This window comes from Streptomyces sp. CC0208, from assembly GCF_003443735.1.
Lineage (GTDB): Bacteria > Actinomycetota > Actinomycetes > Streptomycetales > Streptomycetaceae > Streptomyces > Streptomyces sviceus.
In genome coordinates this window covers 2,093,763-2,115,001 of the sequence record NZ_CP031969.1, presented here as the reverse complement: position 1 = coordinate 2,115,001, position 21,239 = coordinate 2,093,763, and the positions used below count along the sequence as shown (strand labels likewise).

The 21,239-nt window shown below is 69.2% G+C and carries 13 protein-coding genes; 10 read left to right on the top strand and 3 right to left on the bottom strand.

The window, feature by feature from the left end; all coding sequences use genetic code 11:
- The first annotated feature begins 422 nt into the window (after positions 1–422).
- From D1369_RS09525 to D1369_RS09515, 3 genes are all read left to right on the top strand, one after another.
- Positions 423–1,004, top strand: a complete 582-nt coding sequence (locus D1369_RS09525) for an HD domain-containing protein (protein WP_050789767.1) — start codon at positions 423–425, stop codon at positions 1,002–1,004.
- 214 nt (positions 1,005–1,218) lie between these two features.
- A complete protein-coding gene (locus tag D1369_RS09520; protein WP_007385369.1) occupies positions 1,219–2,283 on the top strand; it encodes a lytic polysaccharide monooxygenase in 1,065 nt (354 codons plus the stop codon).
- A gap of 410 nt (positions 2,284–2,693) precedes the next feature.
- Positions 2,694–5,963 carry a GH92 family glycosyl hydrolase gene (locus D1369_RS09515; RefSeq protein ID WP_007385371.1) on the top strand — a complete coding sequence of 1,090 codons (3,270 nt, stop codon included), beginning with the start codon at positions 2,694–2,696 and terminating at the stop codon, positions 5,961–5,963.
- Here the strand turns inward: D1369_RS09515 and D1369_RS09510 are convergent.
- On the bottom strand, positions 5,953–6,948 hold the full coding sequence (locus D1369_RS09510) for an acetylxylan esterase (RefSeq protein WP_007385372.1): 996 nt from the start codon (positions 6,946–6,948) through the stop codon (positions 5,953–5,955). The genes D1369_RS09515 and D1369_RS09510 overlap by 11 nt on opposite strands.
- Before the next feature lie 203 nt (positions 6,949–7,151).
- On the opposite strand from D1369_RS09510, the gene D1369_RS09505 reads away from it, so the two are divergent.
- The 6 genes from D1369_RS09505 (at position 7,152) to D1369_RS09485 (ending at position 13,640) form a co-directional block, all read left to right on the top strand.
- The gene (locus D1369_RS09505; protein WP_007385373.1) at positions 7,152–8,132 is read left to right on the top strand and encodes an ABC transporter permease subunit; all 981 of its coding nucleotides are present in this window, start codon (positions 7,152–7,154) and stop codon (positions 8,130–8,132) included.
- A complete protein-coding gene (locus D1369_RS09500) occupies positions 8,126–8,998 on the top strand; it encodes a carbohydrate ABC transporter permease (protein WP_007385374.1) in 873 nt (290 codons plus the stop codon). The genes D1369_RS09505 and D1369_RS09500 overlap by 7 nt, the downstream gene beginning before the upstream one ends.
- Positions 8,999–9,035: 37 nt before the next feature.
- A complete protein-coding gene (locus D1369_RS09495) occupies positions 9,036–10,691 on the top strand; it encodes an extracellular solute-binding protein (protein ID WP_037901690.1) in 1,656 nt (551 codons plus the stop codon).
- The gene (locus D1369_RS42845) at positions 10,688–10,855 is read left to right on the top strand and encodes a hypothetical protein (RefSeq protein WP_158680172.1); all 168 of its coding nucleotides are present in this window, start codon (positions 10,688–10,690) and stop codon (positions 10,853–10,855) included. The genes D1369_RS09495 and D1369_RS42845 overlap by 4 nt, the downstream gene beginning before the upstream one ends.
- 152 nt (positions 10,856–11,007) lie before the next feature.
- The gene (locus D1369_RS09490; RefSeq protein ID WP_050789921.1) at positions 11,008–11,634 is read left to right on the top strand and encodes a DUF624 domain-containing protein; all 627 of its coding nucleotides are present in this window, start codon (positions 11,008–11,010) and stop codon (positions 11,632–11,634) included.
- Positions 11,631–13,640, top strand: a complete 2,010-nt coding sequence (locus D1369_RS09485; RefSeq protein WP_007385377.1) for a beta-galactosidase — start codon at positions 11,631–11,633, stop codon at positions 13,638–13,640. Before D1369_RS09490 ends, D1369_RS09485 begins: the two co-directional genes overlap by 4 nt.
- A 7-nt stretch (positions 13,641–13,647) precedes the next feature.
- Here D1369_RS09485 and D1369_RS09480 read toward each other — a convergent pair whose 3' ends face one another.
- Both D1369_RS09480 and D1369_RS09475 read right to left on the bottom strand, forming a co-directional pair.
- Positions 13,648–15,591, bottom strand: a complete 1,944-nt coding sequence (locus D1369_RS09480; protein WP_037901692.1) for an alpha-glucuronidase — start codon at positions 15,589–15,591, stop codon at positions 13,648–13,650.
- Between the two features lie 20 nt (positions 15,592–15,611).
- Positions 15,612–19,346 (bottom strand): GH92 family glycosyl hydrolase, encoded by a 3,735-nt coding sequence (locus tag D1369_RS09475; RefSeq protein WP_037901694.1) that lies wholly within the window; start codon positions 19,344–19,346, stop codon positions 15,612–15,614.
- Between the two features lie 422 nt (positions 19,347–19,768).
- Here D1369_RS09475 and ngcE point away from each other — a divergent pair, with 422 nt between their 5' ends.
- The gene (ngcE, locus tag D1369_RS09470) at positions 19,769–21,229 is read left to right on the top strand and encodes an N-acetylglucosamine/diacetylchitobiose ABC transporter substrate-binding protein (RefSeq protein ID WP_007385380.1); all 1,461 of its coding nucleotides are present in this window, start codon (positions 19,769–19,771) and stop codon (positions 21,227–21,229) included.
- Positions 21,230–21,239: the final 10 nt, after the last annotated feature.

The window sequence follows — 21,239 nt, the reverse complement described above, 5'->3', positions numbered from 1 at the left end:
GCAAGGCGGGTGGCAACCGCTGCCACCGGCCTCATCTGGAGCGCGGTGTGTTCGAGCACCACCGCTGGAGGGCACGGTCAGGGAGACCGCGGCAGCGGCGTCCTGCGCATGCGCGACGACGAGGGCTCGACCCACGGGAACGAAGTGCGCGCGCTCAGGATCGCCCGGAGCGCTGTCACGCAGCACGCGGAGACGCTGCTTTCCCCGTGCCTTCCCGCGTGGTCCCGCGTGGTCCCGCGGGGAAGCCTCCTTCATCGAGTAGTCGGCCCGCCGTCACGCACGGGCCACAGCCCGGTCGGGGCGACCGTGCGGAGCTCGTTGTCAGAACCGGCAGACGGGCCGACCTTGCCGGTACGACGTCGGCCGGCGGACGGCACGCCCGGACCCACCCCAACTCCTTTACTCACCCCTACCCTTACCGCGTGACCCCCCGTGACCCCCTGCACCAAGCCCTCCAGGCCCCCGGCCCCCGCCCCCTCCCCGATGAGGCCGCCAGGCTCCTGCGTACGCTGGACGCCCCACCCCGGCTGGCAGCCCACCTGAGACTCGTGCACGACGTGGCGTACGAGCTCGTCGAATGGCTGGCGGTGCGGTACCCGGGGCTCCAACTGGACCGTGAGGCAGTCCTGTTCGGGGCCGCGACGCACGACGTGGGAAAGACGGCGCACGCCTCCGAACTCTCCGGCCCCGGCTCCGCACACGAGGAGGCCGGACGTGAACTCCTCCTGGCCCACGGCATCACCCCCGACCGCGCCCGCTTCGCCGCCACGCACGCGGCCTGGACACGCCCGGACATCGAGCTCGAAGACCTGCTCGTCAGCGTCGCCGACAAGATCTGGAAGAACAAGCGGGTGCCGGAACTGGAGGACCTGGTGATCAGGAGGCTGGCCGAGGCGAGCGGCCGGACGGTGTGGGAGGAGTTCCTGGCCCTCGACGACACGCTGACAGCCATAGGAGAAGGCGCGCAGAAGCGACTGGCCTTTCAGACGGCCCACCCGGTGTGACCAGTCGGTAGGGCCTCCACGTCCCGCACGGGGCAATTCCCCCAACCCCCCGCCCCCTGTTTACACCCGCCCCACTTCGCGCTACCTTCCGCAACACGTGGGGTGGGAGCGCTCCCACTCGGACGGACCGGAACCCGCCCGCCTGGAGCTCCCATCCCACGGCAACCACACACACCCCGCACGGCCCGTACCTCAAGGAACGGACTGGACTGTCATGATCCTGACAAAGTTATCGAGGGTGACCCGTCCCAGAGCCCTCTTCCTGGTCCTCGTCTCCCTCCTGGCCACCATCCCCGCCCTCAGCCTGGTCCTCACGGCCGGCGTCAAGGCCGAGGCTCACGGCACCCCGATGAAGCCCGCCAGCCGCACCTTCCTGTGCTGGCAGGACGCGCTGACCGACACCGGTGAGATCAAACCGGTGAACCCGGCCTGCAAGAACGCGCAGGCGGTCAGCGGCACCACCCCGTTCTACAACTGGTTCTCCGTGCTCCGCTCGGACGGCGCCGGCCGCACCCGCGGCTTCGTCCCGGACGGCCAGCTGTGCAGCGGCGGCAACCCCAACTTCACCGGCTTCAACGCCGCCCGCGACGACTGGCCGCTCACCCATCTCACCGCGGGCAAGACGGTCGACTTCTCCTACAACGCCTGGGCGGCGCACCCGGGTTGGTTCTACGTCTACGTCACCAAGGACGGCTTCGACCCGAAGAAGACCCTCACCTGGGACGACATGGAGGCCCAGCCGTTCCTCAGCGTCGACCACCCGCCGCTGAACGGCAGCCCGGGCACGGTAGAGGCCAACTACTCCTGGACCGGGCAGCTTCCGGCGAACAAGTCCGGCCGCCACATCATCTACATGGTCTGGCAGCGCTCGGACAGCGCGGAGACCTTCTACTCCTGCTCCGACGTCGTCTTCGACGGCGGCAACGGCGAGGTCACCGGCATCCACGAGCCGGGCAACCCGACCGAGCCGGTGCCCGGCACCTGCACGGCCACCCGTAAGACCACCGGCAGTTGGAGCGGCGGCTACCAGTCCGAGGTGACCGTCACCAACTCCGGCGACGTCCCGATGCTGGGCTGGATGGTCGACTGGAGCCTGCCGGTCGGACAGAAGGTCGACAGTCTCTGGAACGGCAACGCCACCTACAACGGCCAGGCGGTCATGGTCCACAACGCCAATTGGAACGGCTCGCTCAGTCCGGGGCAGAGTACGACGTTCGGATACGTCGTCACCGGCTCCGGAGGTGACACTGCCGCGACCCTTCCCTGCCGAGTCGGCTGAGTCGGCGTCAAAACACGAGCGTTTCAGAAAGCACGAGCGTTTCAGAAAACGCGAGCGTCAGAAACCCGCTCGAACCTTCCGCTCAGGGCGGACCCGGTGGAGCTGTGCGCCACCGGGTCCGCGAGCCGTGCCGGCGCAAGGGGGGTGATGGCCGACGCGGATGGTGCATGGCTTGTGACGACCCGACGCGCGACAACGTTGTCGAGTGGTCTATACATGACTTTACCGCGCCAACGGACAACGATGTCAAATAAGTTGGGGAAAATGGCCGGCCCGGCCGCCCGGGCGACACCCTCGCGCGTCCCTTCCGCCGTACGCACCCTTCCGTGATACGCGTGGCGCACGTTACTGTCCCTGCGGCTTGTGCGACCTGTGGTGCGCGACCCGTCCGAAGGAGGAGGGGCCGCGTCATGCGTTTCCGTCCTACGTCCTTGCTGCTGGCGGCCGTTCTCGCGGCCACCGGCGCCACCCCCGCCCTCGCGGCGCCCGCCGCGCCACCCGGCCTCGTCGACGACCCGACCGCCTACGTGAACCCGCTCATCGGCACGAAGAACGGCGGCAACGTCTTCCCCGGCGCCGTCACCCCGTCCGGCATGTTCTCCTTCAGCCCCGAGAACACCCGCGGCGACGCCACCCGCACCGCCGCCCCCGGCGGTTACCTGTACGACGCCACCCGCATCCGCGGCTTCAGCCTCACCCACATGTCCGGGACGGGCTGCGCGGGCGGCAGCGGTGACGTCCCCCTCTTCCCCTTCGCCGGCGAGGTCACCTCGTCCCCGGCGAGCGACACCAAGGACGCGGTGTACGCGGCCGGCTTCCGCCACGCCGACGAGACCGCGGAGCCCGGCCACTACAAGGTGGGCCTCGACTCCGGCGTCACCGCCGACCTCGCCGCCACCGCCCGCACCGGCTCGGCCCGCTTCACCTACCCGGCCGACAAGCCCGCCTCGCTGCTGTTCCGCACCGCCAACTCCGAGGTGGGCTCGACCGATTCGACGGTCGAGATCGACCCGGAGGCCCGGACCGTCTCCGGCTCGGTCACCTCCGGCAACTTCTGCGGCTACCTCGACCCGGAAGGCCGACGCGCCTACTACACCCTCCACTTCACCGCCCACTTCGACCGCCCCTTCGCGGCCACCGGCACCTGGCAGGACGACACCCTCGCCCCCGGGTCCCTCAAGGCCTCCGGCGGCACCGGCGGCTTCTCCCAGGACGGGCGGCCCGTCGCGGGCAAGGGGGCGGGCGGATACGTCCGGTTCGCACCCGGCACCGAGCAGGTCGGCGTCAGGATCGGGATCTCGTACGTCAGCCGGGCGGGGGCGGAGGCCAACCTCGCCGCGGAGAACCCGCCCCGGCGCTCCTTCGACGCGGTGCGCGACGCGGCCCGCCGTGCCTGGCGTGACCGGCTGCGGGCGATCCGCGTCGGCGGCGGTACCGACGACGAACGCATCACCTTCTACACCGCGCTCTACCACGCCCTTCTCCACCCCAACGTCATCAGCGACGCCGACGGCAGATACCGGGGCAGCGACGACGAGGTGCACCGCGTGGCCCGCGGCCACCGGGCCCAGTACGGCACCTTCTCCGGCTGGGACGTCTACCGCGGCCAGGTGCAACTGCTGACCCTGCTCGACGCGCGCACCGGTTCGGACGTGGCGCAGTCCCTGTACGAACTGGCCCGGCAGAACGGCGGTGTCTGGGACCGCTGGCTGCACGGCGCGAGCGGCACCCACGTCATGAACGGCGACCCCTCACCCATCGCCCTGGCCGGCATCCATGCCTTCGGCGGCACCGGCTTCGACCTGCGCGGCGCACTGGACTCGCTCGTCCGGGCGGCCACGCTCCCCACTGAAGGGGACCTGTCGTCGGCGGGGAAGCCCGTGCTGTCCGTCGGCCAGCGGCCCTCCCTCGACAAGTACCTGAAGCTGCACTACATGCCGTCCGTCTCCAACGCCTGGGGCGGGGCCGCCGAGACCCTGGAGATGTCCGGCGCCGACTTCGCGCTCTCCCAACTCGCCCGCGCGGCAGGGGAGAAGGACACCGCGGCAGCCTTCACCAAGAGATCCCAGTGGTGGCAGAACACCTTCAACATCGCCGCCGACCCGGGCGGCGGGTACATCGCCCACCGCAAGGCGGACGGCAGTTGGGTCACCGGCTTCACCCCGGCCACCGGCAACGGGTTCGTCGAGGGGACGGCGGCCCAGTACACCTGGATGGTCCAGCACGACCCGGCGGGCCTGTTCGCCGCGATGGGCGGCCGCGACAAGGCCCTCGACCGCCTCGACTCCTTCTTCCACGACGAGAAGGGCGACTGGGCCTTCACCGGCAACGGCGGCGACAAGTCCGAGCTGGACAACGAGCCGTCGATCAACGTCCCCTACCTGTACGCCTACGCGGGCGCCCCCCACAAGACCCAGGAGACCGTCCGCGCCGCCATGCGACAGCTCTGGTCGACCCAGCCGGGCGGCATCCCCGGCAACGACGACCTCGGCGCGATGTCGGCCTGGTACGTCTTCTCCGCGCTCGGCATGTACCCCCAGGTGCCGTCCCGGTCCGAACTGGTCCTCGCCTCACCGCTGTTCCCGCGCATCGAGATCGACCGCCCCTTCGGCAACGACATCTCCGTGCGCGCGCAGGGAGCGGCCGCCGACGCGCCGTACGTCCATTCCCTGAAGGTCGACGGCCGTACGAGTGAGGCACCTTGGCTCCCCGCCTCCTTCGTGCGGGACGGCGGCCGGCTGGACTACACCCTGTCCACCGAGCCCGCCCCGGCCTGGGGAGCGGACGCGGCCCCGCCGTCCTTCCGCGCGGGCGAGCAGCCGTACCAGATCGGTGTCGGCCCGACCGCGGCGACGATCGCGCCGGGCGGCAGTACGAAGACCGGTGTCCGCGCGCTGTCGCTGAGCGGCGACGGCACGGGCCCCGAGGTCCGCTTCCGCGTCAGCACACCGGAAGGCATCACAGCGAGCCCCGCCGAGGGCACGGTGGCCGACGGCTCCCAGGAGATCACCCTGACCACCACCGAGGACACCGCGCAGGGCTTCTACGACGTCACGGTCGCCGTCACCTCGGACGGCACCGCGTACGAACAGCCCGTGTCCCTCACGGTCGCCGCACCCGGCACCCTTCTCGCCGCCTACGACAACACCGGGATCTCGGACGACTCCGGCGACCACGACGAGGCCGACTACGACGGCGGCGGCTGGAGCTACTCCCGCCAGGCGCTGGAAGCGGCCGGTCTCACCCCGGGCGGGCAGGGGACGGTCGACGGCCTGTCCTTCACCTGGCCGAACTCACCGAGCGGCCGGCCCGACAACGCGACGGCATCCGGTCAGACCGTCCAACTGCACCAGTCGGCAGGTCAGTTGTCCTTCATCGGCAGCGCGGTCAACGGAAACCAGCAGAGCCAGGCCACCGTCACCTACACCGACGGCAGCACCGACACAGTCGAACTGGCCTTCACCGACTGGACCGTCGGGGGAGGGGGCGGCACCGTCCAGTACGGCAACGAGGTCGTCGCCCGCGCCGCCTACCGCAACGTGGCGGGCGCGGACCGGGACCCGGTGGCCACGTACGTCTTCGCCACCAAGCCGTTCACCGCACCGGAGGGCAAGCGGATCGCGAGCGTGAAGCTGCCGCGGAACACGGACCTGCACGTGTTCACGCTGGCTACCGGCTGACCCGCAACACATCCGCCAACCAGTCGAGTTGGCGCCGCACCTGCACGGCGTCGCCCCCCTCGTGGCCGTTGTACGGATAGGCGTGGATTTCCTTGCGGGGGTCCACGCCGGTCAGCTCGCCGTAGCGGTTGAAGGCCGCGTACGCCCCGCTCGGCGGGCACACCGTGTCCCGCAGGCCGGTCCCGAAGTGGGCCGGGGCCGCGGCGCGCCGCGCGAAGGAGACGCCCTCCACATACGCGAGCGTGCGATACGCGGCCTCCTCCACGCCCCGGTGCACGGACAGGTACGCGCCGATCTCGCCGTACGGACTCGCGTCGGTGAGGTCCAGAGCGCGCCGGATGCCGCACAGGAAAGGCGCGGTGACCAGGACCGCCGCCAGATCCGGCACCAGTCCCGCGACCGCCAGCGCCAGCCCGCCGCCCTGGCTGTTGCCGACGGCCGCGACGCGCCGGACGTCCACCTCCGGTAGCGCCCGCACCGCGGTCACCGCGCGCACCGCGTCCGTGATCAGGCGCCGGTAGTGGTAGGCGCGGGGGTCGAGCAGGCCTCGTACCGCGGGCCCCGGGCCGCCCGGTGCCGAGGCGTGCGGGTCGGGGGTCGCGCCGCCGTTGCCGTACTGGTCGCCCTGGCCGCGGTTGTCCATCAGCAGATGCGCGTACCCGGCGTTCACCCAGGTCAGCCGCTCGTGCGGAAGGCCGCGCCCACGGCCGTAGCCGGCGTACTCGACGACCGCGGGCAGTGGCTCACGCACCCCGGCGGGTCGGCTGTACCAGGCGCGTACCGGGTCGCCGGCGAAGCCCCGGAAGGTGACGTCCCAGGTCTCGGTCAGCCGCAGTCCGCTCGGTGCCGGGCGCATCGACACCAACACGTCCGTCTGCGCCGCCTCCTTCAGGGTGTCACGCCAGAACTCGTCGAAATCCGGGGGTTCCTGGACATCGGGACGGTAGTGCTCCAGCTCCGCGACGGGCAGGTCGAACGCAGGCACAGGGCACCTCGCATGAGTCGGTCCAAGTAGTGAAACTTGCGGAGAGTCAAGGGGTGTGGCCTCCCGGTTCTACCCCACTCCCGCCCCACGTATCTCCTGTCCGCCCCATTGACAGCGCTTTCTTCGTCCCTCTAAGTTGCCGCGCAGTTACCGGTAAGAGCTCGAAAGTTTCGGTTCCATGTCTCCGTCTGAGAGGACCGAGCATGAGCACATCCGTCAAGTCGGCCTCTCCACCATCCAGCGTCGAAGACCTGCCCGGCGCCGTCTCCCGCCCCGCGCCGCGCGGCACGTGGCGCCGGGCCCTGCGCCGTGACTGGCAGCTCTACTCCCTGGCGGTCCTGCCGCTGTTGTTCTTCCTGGTGTTCCGCTATCTGCCGATGATCGGCAACGTGATCGCGTTCCGGCGCTTCGAGCCCGGCGGCTCGATGTTCGGCGAGGACTGGGTGGGCCTGCGCTATGTGCGCATGTTCCTCAGCGACCCGACCTTCTGGCAGGTGTTCCGCAACACCCTGTGGCTAGGCGGGCTCACGCTGGTGTTCTGCTTCCCGATCCCGATCGTCCTCGCCCTCCTCCTCAACGAGGTGCGCCGGCGCTCCCTGAAGCGGTTCGTGCAGTCGGTCTCGTACCTCCCGCACTTCCTGTCGATCGTGATCGTCGCGGGCCTCACGATGCAGATGCTCGCCACCGACGGGCCGGTCAACCACGCCCTCGGCTGGTTCGGCCACGGCGAGATCCGGTTCATCCAGGAACCCGGCTGGTTCCGCACGATCTACGTCGGCTCGGAGATCTGGCAGACCGCCGGCTGGGGCACGATCCTCTACCTCGCCGCGCTCACCACCATCGACGAGGACCTGTACGAGGCCGCGCGCATCGACGGCGCGGGCCGCTGGCGGCAGACCTGGCACGTCACCCTGCCCGGCATCCGCCCCACCATGGTCACACTGCTGATCCTCAACGTCGGCACGTTCATGGCGGTCGGATTCGAGAAGGTCCTGCTGCTTTACAACCCGCTGACCTACCCGACCGCCGACGTGATCTCGACCTACGTCTACCGCGCCGGTGTCGAGTCCAACAGCTTCAGTTACGCGGCCGCGATCGGCCTGTTCGAGGCGGTCATCGGCCTGGTCCTGATCACGACCGCCAACACGCTCTCGCGCCGCACAGTGGGGACCAGCCTGTGGTGAGGCCGAGCCGTTCCTACCGGGTTTTCCAGGGCGTCAACGGGGTGGTCCTCACCCTCGTCGTGCTGGTGACCCTGTACCCGTTCGCCAACATCGTCGCGCGGTCCTTCAGCGGGGAACGGCAGATCCGGGCCGGTGAAGTGACCCTGTGGCCCAAGGGGTTCAACCTCACCACGTACCGGATCGTTTTCCAGGACTCGATGTTCTGGCGGAACTACGGCAACACCGTCTTCTACACGGTCGTATCCACCGCCGTGGCGATGGTTCTGACGACCTGTTACGCCTACGTCCTCTCGAAGAAGAACCTCAAGGGGCGCGGGGTGCTGGTCGGCATCGCCGTGTTCACGATGTTCTTCACCGGCGGTCTGATCCCCAACTACATCCTGGTCACCGAGCTCGGACTGAAGAACAGCGTCTGGGCGATCGCGCTGCCCAACGCGATCAGCGTCTTCAACCTGCTGGTGATGAAGGCCTTCTTCGAGAGCCTGCCGGCCGAGCTGGAGGAGGCCGCGCAGATCGACGGCCTGAGCACCTACGGCATCCTCTTCAGGGTCGTGCTGCCGCTGTCCAAGGCGGTCGTCGCGACCATGGTGCTCTTCTACACGGTGTCCTTCTGGAACTCGTGGTTCAGCGCGTTCCTCTACCTGGACCAGTCCGACCTGATGCCGGTCACCGTCTATCTGCGCAACCTCATCGCGGGCGCCACCGGCGGCGGCAACGCGGGCGCCGGCACCGCGGAGCTCAGCCAGGTCGGCGCGAGCATCCAGGCCGTCACGATCGTGCTCACCGCGCTGCCGATCATCTGCGTGTACCCGTTCGTCCAGCGCTTCTTCGTCTCGGGCGTGATGCTCGGCGCGGTCAAGGGCTGACAGTCCGTCAATTCGCTTACGGAACAAGGGAGTATCCGTGGAGAACTCAGGACAGCTGTCACGGCGTCAGATCCTCGCCGCCGCGGGATTCATCGGCCTCGCCACCCTGACCGGCTGCGGCAGCGGCGATGACGGAGGGGACTCCAAGGACCTTTCCAAGAAGCGACAGGGAGCGATGAAGGAGTACCAGGCCGGCCAGCAGTTCAAGGCCACCAAGGCGCTGTCCTTCTCCATGCTGCACAACGACAACCCGGTCTATCCCCTGAAGAAGAACTGGCTGTTCTGGAAGGAGGTCACCCGGCGCACCGGGGTCACCATCAAACCCCTCGACGTCCCCCTGGCCGACTACGAGAAGAAGCGCAGTGTCCTCATCGGCGCGGGCGATGCCCCCTTCATCATCCCGAAGACGTACCACCCCGGCGAGGTCGCCTTCGTGTCCTCGGGCGCGATCCTCCCGGTCAGCGAGTACGTCCACCTGATGCCCAACTTCCGGGACAAGGTGAAGAAGTGGAAGCTCGAGCCCGAGCTCGACTCCATCCGCCAGTCCGACGGCAGGTACTACCTGCTGCCCGGCCTGCACGAGAAGCCCAAGTCCGGCTACTCGCTGTCCTTCCGCACGGACATCCTCGACAAGCACGGACTGACCCTGCCCACGACCTGGGACGAGGTGTACGACGTCCTCAAGGCGCTCAAGGAGCAGTACCCCGGCACATACCCCTGGAGCGACCGCTGGAGCACCAACACACCCTTCCCCTGCGGGGCGTTGTTCCAATACCTCGGCCAGGCCTACGGGGTGAAGGCCGGCTGGACGTACGACAACATCAGCTTCGACACCAAGGCCCAGAAGTTCGTCTTCACGGCCGCCCAGGACGCCTACCGGCAGATGATCGAGTTCCTGAGAAAGATCGTCGCCGAGAAGCTCCTGGACCCCGAGAGCTTCACCCAGCAGGACGACCAGGCCGTGCAGAAGCTGCTGGCCGAGAAGTCCTACGTGATCAGCGCCAACCCCCAGGAGCTGGTGCAGAACTACCGCTACAACCTGGGCAAGCAGGTCAAGGGCGCGAAGATCGAGATGGTCCCGGTGCCGCTCGGCCCGGCAGGACCGATCCTGCTGAGCGGCATCCGGCTGGAGAACGGCGTCATGATCTCCAGCAAGGCCCTCAAGAGCGCCGACTTCGTCGCGATGATGCAGTTCGTGGACTGGCTCTGGTACTCCGACGAGGGCCAGAAGTTCTGCAAGTGGGGCGTGGAGGGCGTCACTTACACCGAGTCCGGCGGCACGTACACGCTGAAGCCCGGGATTTCCCTCATGGGCTCCGACCCCGACGCCCCGAAGGACCTCCAGAAGGACTACGGCTTCTTCAACGGCGTGTTCACCTACGGCGGCAGCTGGGAGCTGGTGTCCTCCAACTTCAGCCCGGACGAGAAGAAGTTCCAGGACGTCATGTCCCAGCGCAAGGAACTCCCCGTCGACCCGGCCCACCCCCTGCAGTCCTTCGAGCAGGAGCAGGCGACCCTCTGGGACACCCCGCTCAAGGACCACGCCATCCAGAACACCCTGCAGTTCGTGCTCGGCAAGCGCCCGATGTCCGAATGGGACGCGTATCTCGCCGAGTTGAAGGCGAAGAACATGCAGCAACTCGTCGACCTGCACAACAAGGCGCACGAACGGTTCAAGAAGGAGAACGGGTGATCCTCCGCGTCCCCGCCGAGCCGTCCGGCCCGCTCTCCGACGCCTGGCGCCACTGCGTGAACACCGGGAGGATCGCACGCGCGGACGGCAGGGCCGCACTGGACCTGCCGCCGACCCGCCACGAGATCACGCTACGTCGGCTGCTGGGGAGGGAGCCGCGGTGACCGGAACGAGCCGAGTACGGGCGGCCGCCGGTGGCACCAGGGCCGGGACCCATGACACCCCACGCCGCCCGCCCGCGGGGCAGGAGCCGCCGGAGAACCGTGAACCCCCCGCCCCCTCCTTCGGCACCGGCTCCCTCTCCCGCGCCGCAGCCCTGATCCACACCCTGGTCACCGTCGAGGCCCTGCTCCTCGTCGCCACCTCCCCGGGCCTGGCGGCTCTGCTCCTGCTGGGCCCGGCCCCGGCCAACCTCCCGCTCGCCGCCGTGTGCCTGCTGCCCCTCGGTCCGGCGACGGCCGCCGCCCTGTACGCCCTCGACCGCCGCGACCGCGACCTCACCGACCTCCACCCGGCCCGCTCCTACTGGCGCGGCTGGCGGCTCAACGCCGTTCCCGCGCTGAAGCTGTGGACACCCCTGCTGGCCTGGCTCACGGTCATCGCGTTCACGCTCACCCACTTCACCGCCACCGGCCTGCCCGACTGGTGGGCCGTACTGCTCGCGGCCGTCGGCGTCGGCTCCCTCCTGTGGGGCGCCCACGCGCTCGTCCTCACCGCCCTGTTCGCCTTCCGGGCCAGGGACACCGCACGCCTCGCCGGCTACTTCCTGTTCCGGCACGGCCGCGCCACCCTCGGCGCCGCCTCGCTGCTCGTCCTGACGGCCGCCGGGACCGCCGTACTGACCGAGGCCCTGCCCGCCCTGCTCGCGGCCCCGTTGCTGCTGTCCCTGCTGCACAGCAGCCGCCCGGTGATCGCCGAGACCCAGAAGGACTTCACCGCATGAGGCCGTCGAGCTCCAAGATCCCCTACGGCGGCGACTACAACCCCGAGCAGTGGCCGGCGGAGGTCTGGGACGCGGACCACCGGCTGTTCACCCGGGCCGGCATCGACACCCTCACCGTCGGCGTCTTCTCCTGGTCGCTCACCCAACCCGCCGAGGACACCTACGACTTCACGGTCCTCGACCGCATCCTGGACCGGGCGGCGGCCGAGGGCCGGCAGGTCTGTCTGGCCACCGGTACGGCCGCCCTGCCGCCCTGGCTCGCGAAGAAGTACCCCGAGGTCAACCGCACCGACTTCGAGGGCCGCCGGCACCGCTACGGCCAGCGCCACAACTTCTGCCCCAGCTCACCGGCGTACCGCGGACTGGCCGCGAAGATGGCGGCACGCCTCGCCGAACGGTACGCGGACCACCCGGCGCTGCTCGCCTGGCACGTCAACAACGAGTACGGCGGCGCCTGTTACTGCGACCTGTGCGCCGACGCCTTCCGGGACTGGCTGCGGGACCGGTACGGCACCCTCGACGCCCTCAACGACGCCTGGTGGACGACGTTCTGGTCGCACCGCTACACCTCCTACGAGGAGATCGAGCCGCCCAACGCCCTCACCGAGCACTGGCGGGGCCCCGACCACACCGCCTTCCAGGGCATCACGCTCGACTACCTCCGCTTCACCACCGACGCGCTGCTCGGCTGCTTCCTCGCCGAGAAGGAGGTGATCCGCGCCCGTGATCCGGTCACCCCCGTCACGACCAACTTCATGGGCATGTTTCGCCCCCTCGACTACCACCGCTGGGCGCCCCACCTCGACTTCGCGTCCTGGGACAGCTACCCACCCCTGGACGCCCCGCCGACCTGGGCCGCCCTGGCCCACGACCTGATGCGCGGCCTCAAGGACGGCGCCCCCTTCTGGCTGATGGAGCAGACCCCGTCAACGACGGCCTGCCGTGACGTCAATCCCCTGCGCAGGCCGGGGGAGTTGCGCCTGGCCACCTTCCAGGCGATCGCCCACGGCGCCGACGCGGCCCTCTACTTCCAGCTGCGCGCCTCCCGGGGAGCCTGCGAGAAGTACCACGGAGCGGTGATCGGCCACGCGGGCCGCGACGACACCCGGGTGTTCCGGGAAGTGGCCGTGCTGGGAGCGGAGTTGGAGCAGCTCGGCGACGTCTCCCTCGGCGCCCGCACCCCCGCCCGCACGGCCCTGCTCTTCGACTGGGACAGCTGGTGGGCCCTGGAGATCTCCGACGGCCCGTCCCGGCTGGTCAAGTACCAGGAGGTGGTCCACGCCTACTACCGGGCCGCCCGCGAGGCAGGCGCCGACGTGGACGTCGTCCCGCACACCGCCGACCTCACCCCGTACGACGTGGTCCTCACCCCCGCCCTGCACATGGTCAAGGGCGACCTCGCCACCCGCCTCGAAGCGGTGGCGGAACGTGGCGGCACGGTCCTCGCCACCTTCCTCTCCGGTCGCGTCGACGCACACGACCGGGCATTCCTCACGGACGTCCCCGGCCCGCTCGCGCCCCTGATGGGCATCCGGATCGACGAATGGGACTCCCGCCGACCGGAGTTCGCCCAGTCCATCCCCGAACTGGCCTCGGAGGGACGGCTCGTCTTCGAGATCGTGCGGCTCCGGGGCGCCGAGGCGGTCGCCACCTACGGCTCCGACTTCTACGCGGGGACCCCCGCCGTCACCCGCAACGCCTACGGGCAGGGCGAGGGCTGGTACGTCGCCACCGCCCTCGACCAGCCGGGCGTGGACGAGGTCGTCCGCCGCGTCCTGGACCGCCACGACCTCGTCGGCCCGTACGCGGGCCACGCCGGCGTGGAGACGGCGAACCGGACGACCCCCGACGGCACCCGCCTGCTCTTCCTCCTCAACCACACCGACAGAACAGCCGAGTTGAAGGCCCACATCGCCGCCACCGACCTGCTCACCGGCAAACGGACGGAGGCCGGAGCCCCCTTCGCCCTCGACCCGAGAGGCGTGGCGGTCCTCCGGCTTCAGTAGATCGTCTTCAGTGGATCGTCCGCCCCCGCGCGTCCGGCACCCCCGACTTACGGAAGAAGTAGCTGTTGACCTGGTCGCGCCACTCGCGGGCACTGCGGAGCTGCTCCTCGAACCGCTCCGTCACCCGCGTGTGCCGCGCCGGGTCCACGAGGTCCGCCAGCGAGGCCCACACCTCCTGGGCCGCCTCCACCTCCGCCACCCCCTCGAAGTGCGTGTCGTAGATGTGCTGGATCACCGTCTTTCCGCTGTGCAGCGTGTGTCCGTAGGACACGTGGTGGAAGAACAGCAGCAGCTCGTCCGGGCAGGTCTCCGCGGACTCGTACACCTCGGCCCAGGGCTTCGCGTACTGCCCCGCGTAGCCGGTCCCGCTCGCCACGCTCCGGTCGACACCCACACCGTCGCGGTCGGCGAAGTGGTAGGTGCCCCACGGGCTGTACTCGTACCCGTCGACGCTCGGCCCGTAGTGGTGCCCCGGCTGGACCATGAACCCGACCCCGAGGGGAGCGGTGTACTTCTCGTACGTCCGCCATGAGCCGTCCAGAATCGAGCGCAGACCCTTCGCGAGCCCAGGGGCGCTCCCGAAGGTGAGCCCGATCCATTCGTCGAGGAACCGATGCGGATCGCCGCCCGGCTCCCAGGCCAGCCGCCCGAACGTGTACAGGTTCGCCTGGGCCAGCGGATGCCCGGTCCAGAACGGGTCGTCCCCGACGTTGGACACGGCCACGAGCCCGCCGCGCGCCGACGCGCCGACCGTGGACTCCCCGTCGATCCGGAAGCGCAGCACCTCGCTCCACATCGGCCCCAGCCAGCACACATGCCGCTGCTGCCCGGTGTACTCCTGCGTCGCCTGGAGCTCCACCGCCAGCCGTGTGCCCGGCATCGCCCCGATCAGGGGGGAGACCGGCTCCCGCACCTGGAAGTCCATCGGCCCGTGCTTGACCTGGAGGACGGCGTTGTCGGCGAACTCCCCGTCCAGCGGCACGAAATGGTCGTACGCCGCCCGCGCCCGGTCGGTCGAGCGGTCCCGCCAGTCCTGGCGGTGGTCGTAGACGAAGGCCCGCCAGTGGACCGTACCGCCGTACGGCTCCACGGCGGCGGCCAGCATGTTGGCGCCGTCGGCATGGGTGCGCCCGTACGCGAACGGGCCCGGCTGTCCCTCGGAGTCGGCCTTCACCACGAAGCCGCCGAAGTCGGGGACCGCCGCGTACACCCGGGCGGTCGCCTCGGCCCACCACGCGGACACCCCCGGGTCGAGCGGATCGGCCGTCGGCAGACCGCCCAGCACCATCGGGGCGGCGAAGGTCACCGACAGATGGACACGAATCCCGTACGGCCGCAACGCGCCCGCGATGTCGGCCACTTCGCCGAGCCGCTCGGTCAGCAGTCGTGCCTCGGCCGCGTGCACGTTGACGTTGTTGACGGACACGGCGTTGATCCCGCAGGCGGCGAGCAGCCTGCCGTACCGCCGCACCCGGTCCAGGTCCCCGCGCGCCCGCCCGTCCTCCCAGAACAGCGACCCGCCGGCGTACCCGCGCTCGACCTGGCCCATGACCGGGTGCACGGCCACGTTGTCCCAGTGGTCCAGCATGCGCAGCGCCAACTTCGGCTCATGGACGGCAGGTTGAGTCTCGCCGAGAAACGCCGCCTCCCCGAGCCGTACGACGTGGAACAGCCCGTACAGCAACCCGCGCGCGCCGGACGCCGTGACGGTCGTACAGCCGTCACGGCGCCCGAGCACGAACCCCTCGGAGCCGTCGTCGCCCGTCAGCTCCAACACCAGGTCGCATGGCTCCGGTGCACGCGAGACACTGCCGCCGAACCGCTCGCAGGCCTCCGCCACCTCGCCGTGGACCGTGTCCACCAGCGGGCCCGAGCCGCGGATCAGGGTCCGCCGGGTGCCGATCGGCCGGAACGCCCCGTCCGGCAGCCAGGCCGGATCGACACCCTGCATGAGACCCCCAACACTCCTGCTCAGGCGAGCAGTTCGACTTCCGAGACCACCGCCTCGCCGTCGAGCACGAGACGGTACTTCCCGTACGTACCCGGAGACCTCACCGAGAACGCCCGTGTCTGACGGTCCCAGCCGAAGGACTCCCCGGACCGCTGGTCGAGGGTCTTCCACTTGTAGCCGTCGTCGGAGCCCTGGAGCGTCCAGCCGGTCGGGGCCTTCGTGCGGTCCGACGACGAGGTCAGCGTGTACTGGACCCCCTTGACCTCACCGGCCACCGGAAGGTCCACGGAGGTCACGGTCGCGTCCGTCGCCGACGTGTTGTCGAACAGCGCCCCGTCCCCGGCGAACACGTCCGCACGCGGCGACGGCACCTCGTCGTCCTGGGTGATCGACACCGGGGCGGCGCTCTTCCCGGTGCCCCACTTGGACGGCCGCGGACCCATGTCGAAGTCCAGGACGGCACCCTTGGACAGGACCGAGTGGGGGAGCGAAGTCGACCTCCAGGGCTTGCCGTTGACCCGCAGGCCCTGTACGTACACGTTCCGCGCACTGTTCTTCGGCGCCCTGACCACCAGGTCCCGGCCGTTCTCCAGATGGACCGTGGCCTTGGTGAACAGCGGTGAGCCGACGGCGTATTCGCCGCTGCCCATCACCAGCGGGTAGAAGCCCAGCGCCGAGAACAGGAACCAGGCCGACTGCTCGCCGTTGTCCTCGTCCCCGTGGTAGCCCTGCCCGATCTCGCTGCCGACGTACAGCCGCGACAGCACCTCACGGACGTTGCGCTGCGTCTTCCAGGGCTGACCGGCCGCGTCGTACATGTAGTTGACGTGGTGGGCGACCTGGTTGGAGTGGCCGTACATGCCCATCCGGACGTCCCGTGCCTCGGTCATCTCGTGGATGACACCGCCGTAGGAGCCGACGAAGTCCGGCGAGGCCGTCTCGGGTGTCGCGAAGTACTCGTCCAGCTTGTCGGCGAGACCCGAGCGGCCGCCGTACAGGTTGGCGAGGCCCCGGCTGTCCTGCGGGGCGGTGAAGGCGTAGCCCCAGCCGTTGGTCTCGGTGTAGTCGTAGCCCCACACGCGCGGGTCGTACTTCGAGGACTCGACGCGCCACTCGCCGGTCTCGCTGCGCCCCTGGAAGAAACCGGCCCTGGAGTCGAAGAGGTTCACATAGTCCCGGGCCCGGTTGAGGAAGTACGCCGACTCCTCCTGGTAGCGCTTCTCGCCGGTCCGCGCGTACAGCGCCTGGCCCATCCGCGCGATGCCGTAGTCGTTGAGGTAGCCCTCCAGTGCCCAGGACAGGCCCTCGTGGGTGTCGGTGCTGGTGTAGCCGAGGAAGGGCGAGGTCTCCATGCCCTTGCGGCCCACGCCGGAGGACGGGGGTGCGACCGTGGCGTTCTTCAGGGCCGCCTCGTACGCCGACTTCGCGTCGAAGTCGACACCCTTGACGTACGCGTCCGCGAAGGCGACATCCGAGGAGGTGCCGGTCATCAGGTCCGCGTAACCGGGGGAGGACCAGCGCGAGGTCCAGCCGCCGTCCTTGTACTGCTGGACGAAGCCGTCGACCATCTCGCCCGCCTGAGAGGGCGTCAGGAGCGAATACGCCGGCCAGGTGGTCCGATAGGTGTCCCAGAAGCCGTTGTTGACGTACACCCTGCCGTCCACGATCTTCGCCCCGGTGTGCGTCGGAGTGTCGGGGGACGGCATCGGCGAGAAGGGCGAGGCGTACTGGTACTTCGAACCCACCTTCTCGAAGCCCGAGTTGGGGTACAGGTACAGCCGGTACAGGCTGGAGTGCAGCGTGGTCAGCTGGTCCTGCGTGGCGCCCTCGACCTCGACCCTGCCGAGCAGCCGGTCCCACTGCCGCTGGGCCCGGTCGCGGACCTTCTCGAAGGAGGTGCCGTCCGGGATCTCCTGGCGCAGGTTGTCCTTCGCCTGGTCGAGGCTGATCAGCGAGGTCGCGAGCCGCAGCGTGACGGTCCGGTCGGTGCCGGCGTCGAAGCGCAGATAGCCCTTGACCCCGCTCGACGAGCCGTCCGTCACCGGCCGGTCGAAGACGCCGTAGACGAAGAGCCGGGTGGCCCCGGTCGACAGTCCGGACTTCACGTCCGAGTACCCGGTGATCACGCCCGCGTCCTTGTCGAGCGTCAGCCCCGCCTGGTCCGTCACGTTGTCGAAGAGCACACTCGCGTCGTCGCCCGGGTAGCTGAAGCGCAGCGCCGCCGCATGGTCGGTCGGCGCCATCTCCGTCTTCAGCCCGTTCTCGAACCGCACCCCGTAGTAGTACGGCCGCGCGGTCTCGTTCTCGTGCCGGAAGGCCAGCTCCCGCGCCTCACGGCCGGTGTCCGGGGTGCCCGAGGCGGTCGACGGCATCACCTGGAAGGTCTGCCGGTCACCCATCCACGGGCTCGGCTCGTGGCTCGCGCTGAACGCCTGGATCGTCGGCAGGTTGTCGCCGTTGTTCGCGCGTGCGTAGTCGTACAACCAGCTCAGCGAGGACGCGTTGGTCACCGGCGTCCAGAAGTTGAAGCCGTGCGGCACGGCCGTCGCCGGGAAGTCGTTGCCGCGCGAGAAGCCGCCGCTGGAGTTGGTCCCCCGGGTGGTGAGCGCGTAGTCGGACAGATGCGCCCTGGGCTCCTCCGGCGCGGCCCGCTCCAGCGTCACGTCATCCAGCCAGCCCCGGAACTTCGCCGGCCCGGTCGGGGAGTCGTAGGCGACGAGGATCCGGTCGACGGTCCGCCCGGCCGCGACCGACCCGATCCGCGCGACCACGTTGTTCCACTGGTTGACGTAGAGGGCCTTCGAGGCGCCCTGTCCCTGCGGCGAGAGCGTGAATCCGTGCTGGTCGCGTGCCCCGAGGTCGCTGAGGAAGGTGCCGTCGGTGAAGGCCAGGTCCACGGAGACGTTCGTCGCGTCGTAGTCCCGGTCGCCGTCCGCCATCGACGGGAAGATCCGGTAGGACAGCCGGGTGAGCGCGTCGACCCTTACGTCCACGTCGAAGATCTTGTTGTACGAATACGCCCGCCCGTCCGCGATGTGCCGACCGGCGTAACGCAGAGCTCTCTTTCCGGTGAATCCGGCGCTCGCCTTCGCGGTGGGCGATCCGCTCGGACCACGGTCGACCAGCGAGAGCATCTCCGGCGGCACCGGCCCGTCGCCGCCGCCCGTGGAGAACTGCACGTCGGCGAGCTGCAGGATGCCGGAGGCACCGTTGTTCGCGGTGATGTCGAGCCGGAAGTGCCGGTACTCGGCGACGGCGTCCGCGGGGATGTCGTACGACTTGGTCTGGAACCGCTCGGCGAAGGTCTCGCCCGCCCGGGTGTCGAGGGTCTTCCAGTCCTTGCCGTCCGTGGAGCCCTTGAGCGTCCAGTCCCTGGGGTCGCGCTCGGCGAAGTCGTTGGCCGAGGTGAGTGCGTAGGTGACCGCCTTCGCCGGTTTGTCCAGGTCGAACTCCGCCCAGCCGGTGGAGGCGAAGGCCAGCCACTTGGTGCCCGGCTCGCTGTCGGCGAGGTTCTCCTTCACCTCGCCGCCGGAGGTGTTCTCGGCGCTCGCCCGGACGTCGGTGACGTGGTCGGTGACATTGCCCGGGATACCGGTGCGGTAGCCGCCGTCGACGCCGGAGGCCCGGCCGTGATCGACGGTGCTGATCCAGTCGGGGGCCGGTTCTCCCGCCTCGAAGGAGGAGGTGAACTGCCGGTCGGCCGGGCTGGGAGCCTCGGGCAGGGCGACCGCCGCGCCCTGGGAGCCCACCGTCATGACAAAGGCGGCCGTGAAGACGACCGCCGTACTCCGTCTGAGCCGAGTTCTGTACCGATCCATCGGCGAGTACCCTCCCTGCACAAGGACGGACAACGTTGTCACACAATCCGTGCAAGGATCAGTAGGGGCCCAAGTGGACGGTGATGTCAAGGGTGTTGGCTGCGGCATTCGGGGCGTATGTCGCGGATTTTTCCGGCAAGCTTCGCACAGGGCGCTCATATTTCCGCGAGGTCTCAACTCGAAAACACCCAAGGCCAACATTGCATTCGATCTTGCTCCGCCGACCGGAAGTGGACTATACCTGTCGGCGATTCACCCCAACCTGCACGAACCTCCTGCACGAACCTGCTTGACCTGACCGCGGTGCCGGGGAGGATCCGGTTCACCGCCTGAGTCCTGGAGAAGGCGAGGACTTGAGCATGGGATCCACTTCCGCCGAGAACAGCAACAACGGCAGCGCGGGTGTAGGCCGCCGAGATCTGATCAAGCGATCGGCCGCACTCGGTCTGATCTCCGTCCCGACGATGAGTTTTCTGTCCGCCTGCGCGAGCAGCGGCGGCGACGACAGCGGCGACAAGGCCAAGGCGGGCAAGAAGACCGCGAAGAACCCCCTGGCCGTCAACGAGACCGCGCAGATGGAGTTCGTCCTGTTCGACGGCGGCTTCGGCAAGGAGTACGCCGAGGACGCCGTCAAGATCTACGAGAAGAACTTCCCCAAGGCCACGGTGAAGTTCTCCGCCACCCAGAAGATCCAGTCCACGCTCCAGCCCCGCTTCAACCAGGGCACCCCGCCGGACCTCATCGACAACTCCGGCGCCGAGCAGATGGACATGGGTGTCCTGGTCGGCAAGAAGCAGCTCGCCGACCTCACCCCGCTCCTGGACGCGCCGTCCTACGACGACCCGAACAAGAAGGTGCGCGACACCCTGCGCCCCGGGATCGTCGAGATGGGCCAGTTCGACGGCGACCCGGTGTGGATCATGTACTACGCGTACACGGTCTACGGCGTCTGGTACTCCCAGAAGGCCCTCGACTCCCTCGACGCGGAGTACCCGAAGACCTGGGACGAGATGCTCGCGGTGTGCGCGAAGGCCAAGAAGAAGGGCATGGCGGGCTGGACGTACGCGGGCAAGTACCCGTACTACCTCCCCTTCTCGCTCTACCCGATGATCGGCAAGGTCGGCGGCCGCGAGGTCCTCGACGCCATCGACAACCTGGAGCCCAACGCCTGGAAGAACCCGGCGGTCAAGGCGTGTTTCGACGCCTACTACGAGCTCTACAAGAAGGGCTACGTCCTCAAGGGCACCCCCGGCCTGGACCACATCCAGTCGCAGACCGCCTGGGCCCAGGGCAAGGCGCTGTTCATCCCGAACGGCTCCTGGGTGGAGAACGAGTCGGCGAACGTCATCCCCAAGGACTTCGACCTCGCGGTCTCCGCCCCCACCGGCATCGACTCCTCCGACAAGATGCCCTTCGGCACCATCTGGGCCTCCGGCGGTGAGCCCTTCATCGTGCCGGCCAAGGCGAAGAACACCGCGGGCGGCATGGAGCAGCTGCGCATCATGCTCAGCGAGGCGTCCTCGAAGAACTTCACGTCCAAGGTGAAGTCCCTGACCGCCTACAACGGCGGCACCGAGGGCATCACCCTCACCCCGGGCCTCAAGTCCGGTGTGGCGGCGCTGAAGCTGGCCGGCGACAACGTGGTGAACCCGCGTCTGCAGGACTGGTACGTCCAGCTCCAGAAGGAGCAGATCGGGGTGGCGGGCCTCGGCGAGATGATGGCCGGACGGCTCACTCCGGCGGAGGCCATCAAGAAGATCCAGGGCTACGCCGACGCGGCCGCGAAGGACTCGTCGATCAAGCACTACAAGCACCAGTAACGGCGACGGA

Coding starts and splice junctions, on each gene's coding strand:
- D1369_RS09520 (WP_007385369.1), top strand. CDS start 1,219: ATGATCCTGACAAAGTTATCGAGGGTGACCCGTCCCAGAGCCCTCTTC.
- D1369_RS09515 (WP_007385371.1), top strand. CDS start 2,694: ATGCGTTTCCGTCCTACGTCCTTGCTGCTGGCGGCCGTTCTCGCGGCC.
- D1369_RS09505 (WP_007385373.1), top strand. CDS start 7,152: ATGAGCACATCCGTCAAGTCGGCCTCTCCACCATCCAGCGTCGAAGAC.
- D1369_RS09485 (WP_007385377.1), top strand. CDS start 11,631: ATGAGGCCGTCGAGCTCCAAGATCCCCTACGGCGGCGACTACAACCCC.
- D1369_RS09480 (WP_037901692.1), bottom strand. CDS start 15,591: ATGCAGGGTGTCGATCCGGCCTGGCTGCCGGACGGGGCGTTCCGGCCG.
- D1369_RS09475 (WP_037901694.1), bottom strand. CDS start 19,346: ATGACGGTGGGCTCCCAGGGCGCGGCGGTCGCCCTGCCCGAGGCTCCC.
- ngcE (WP_007385380.1), top strand. CDS start 19,769: ATGGGATCCACTTCCGCCGAGAACAGCAACAACGGCAGCGCGGGTGTA.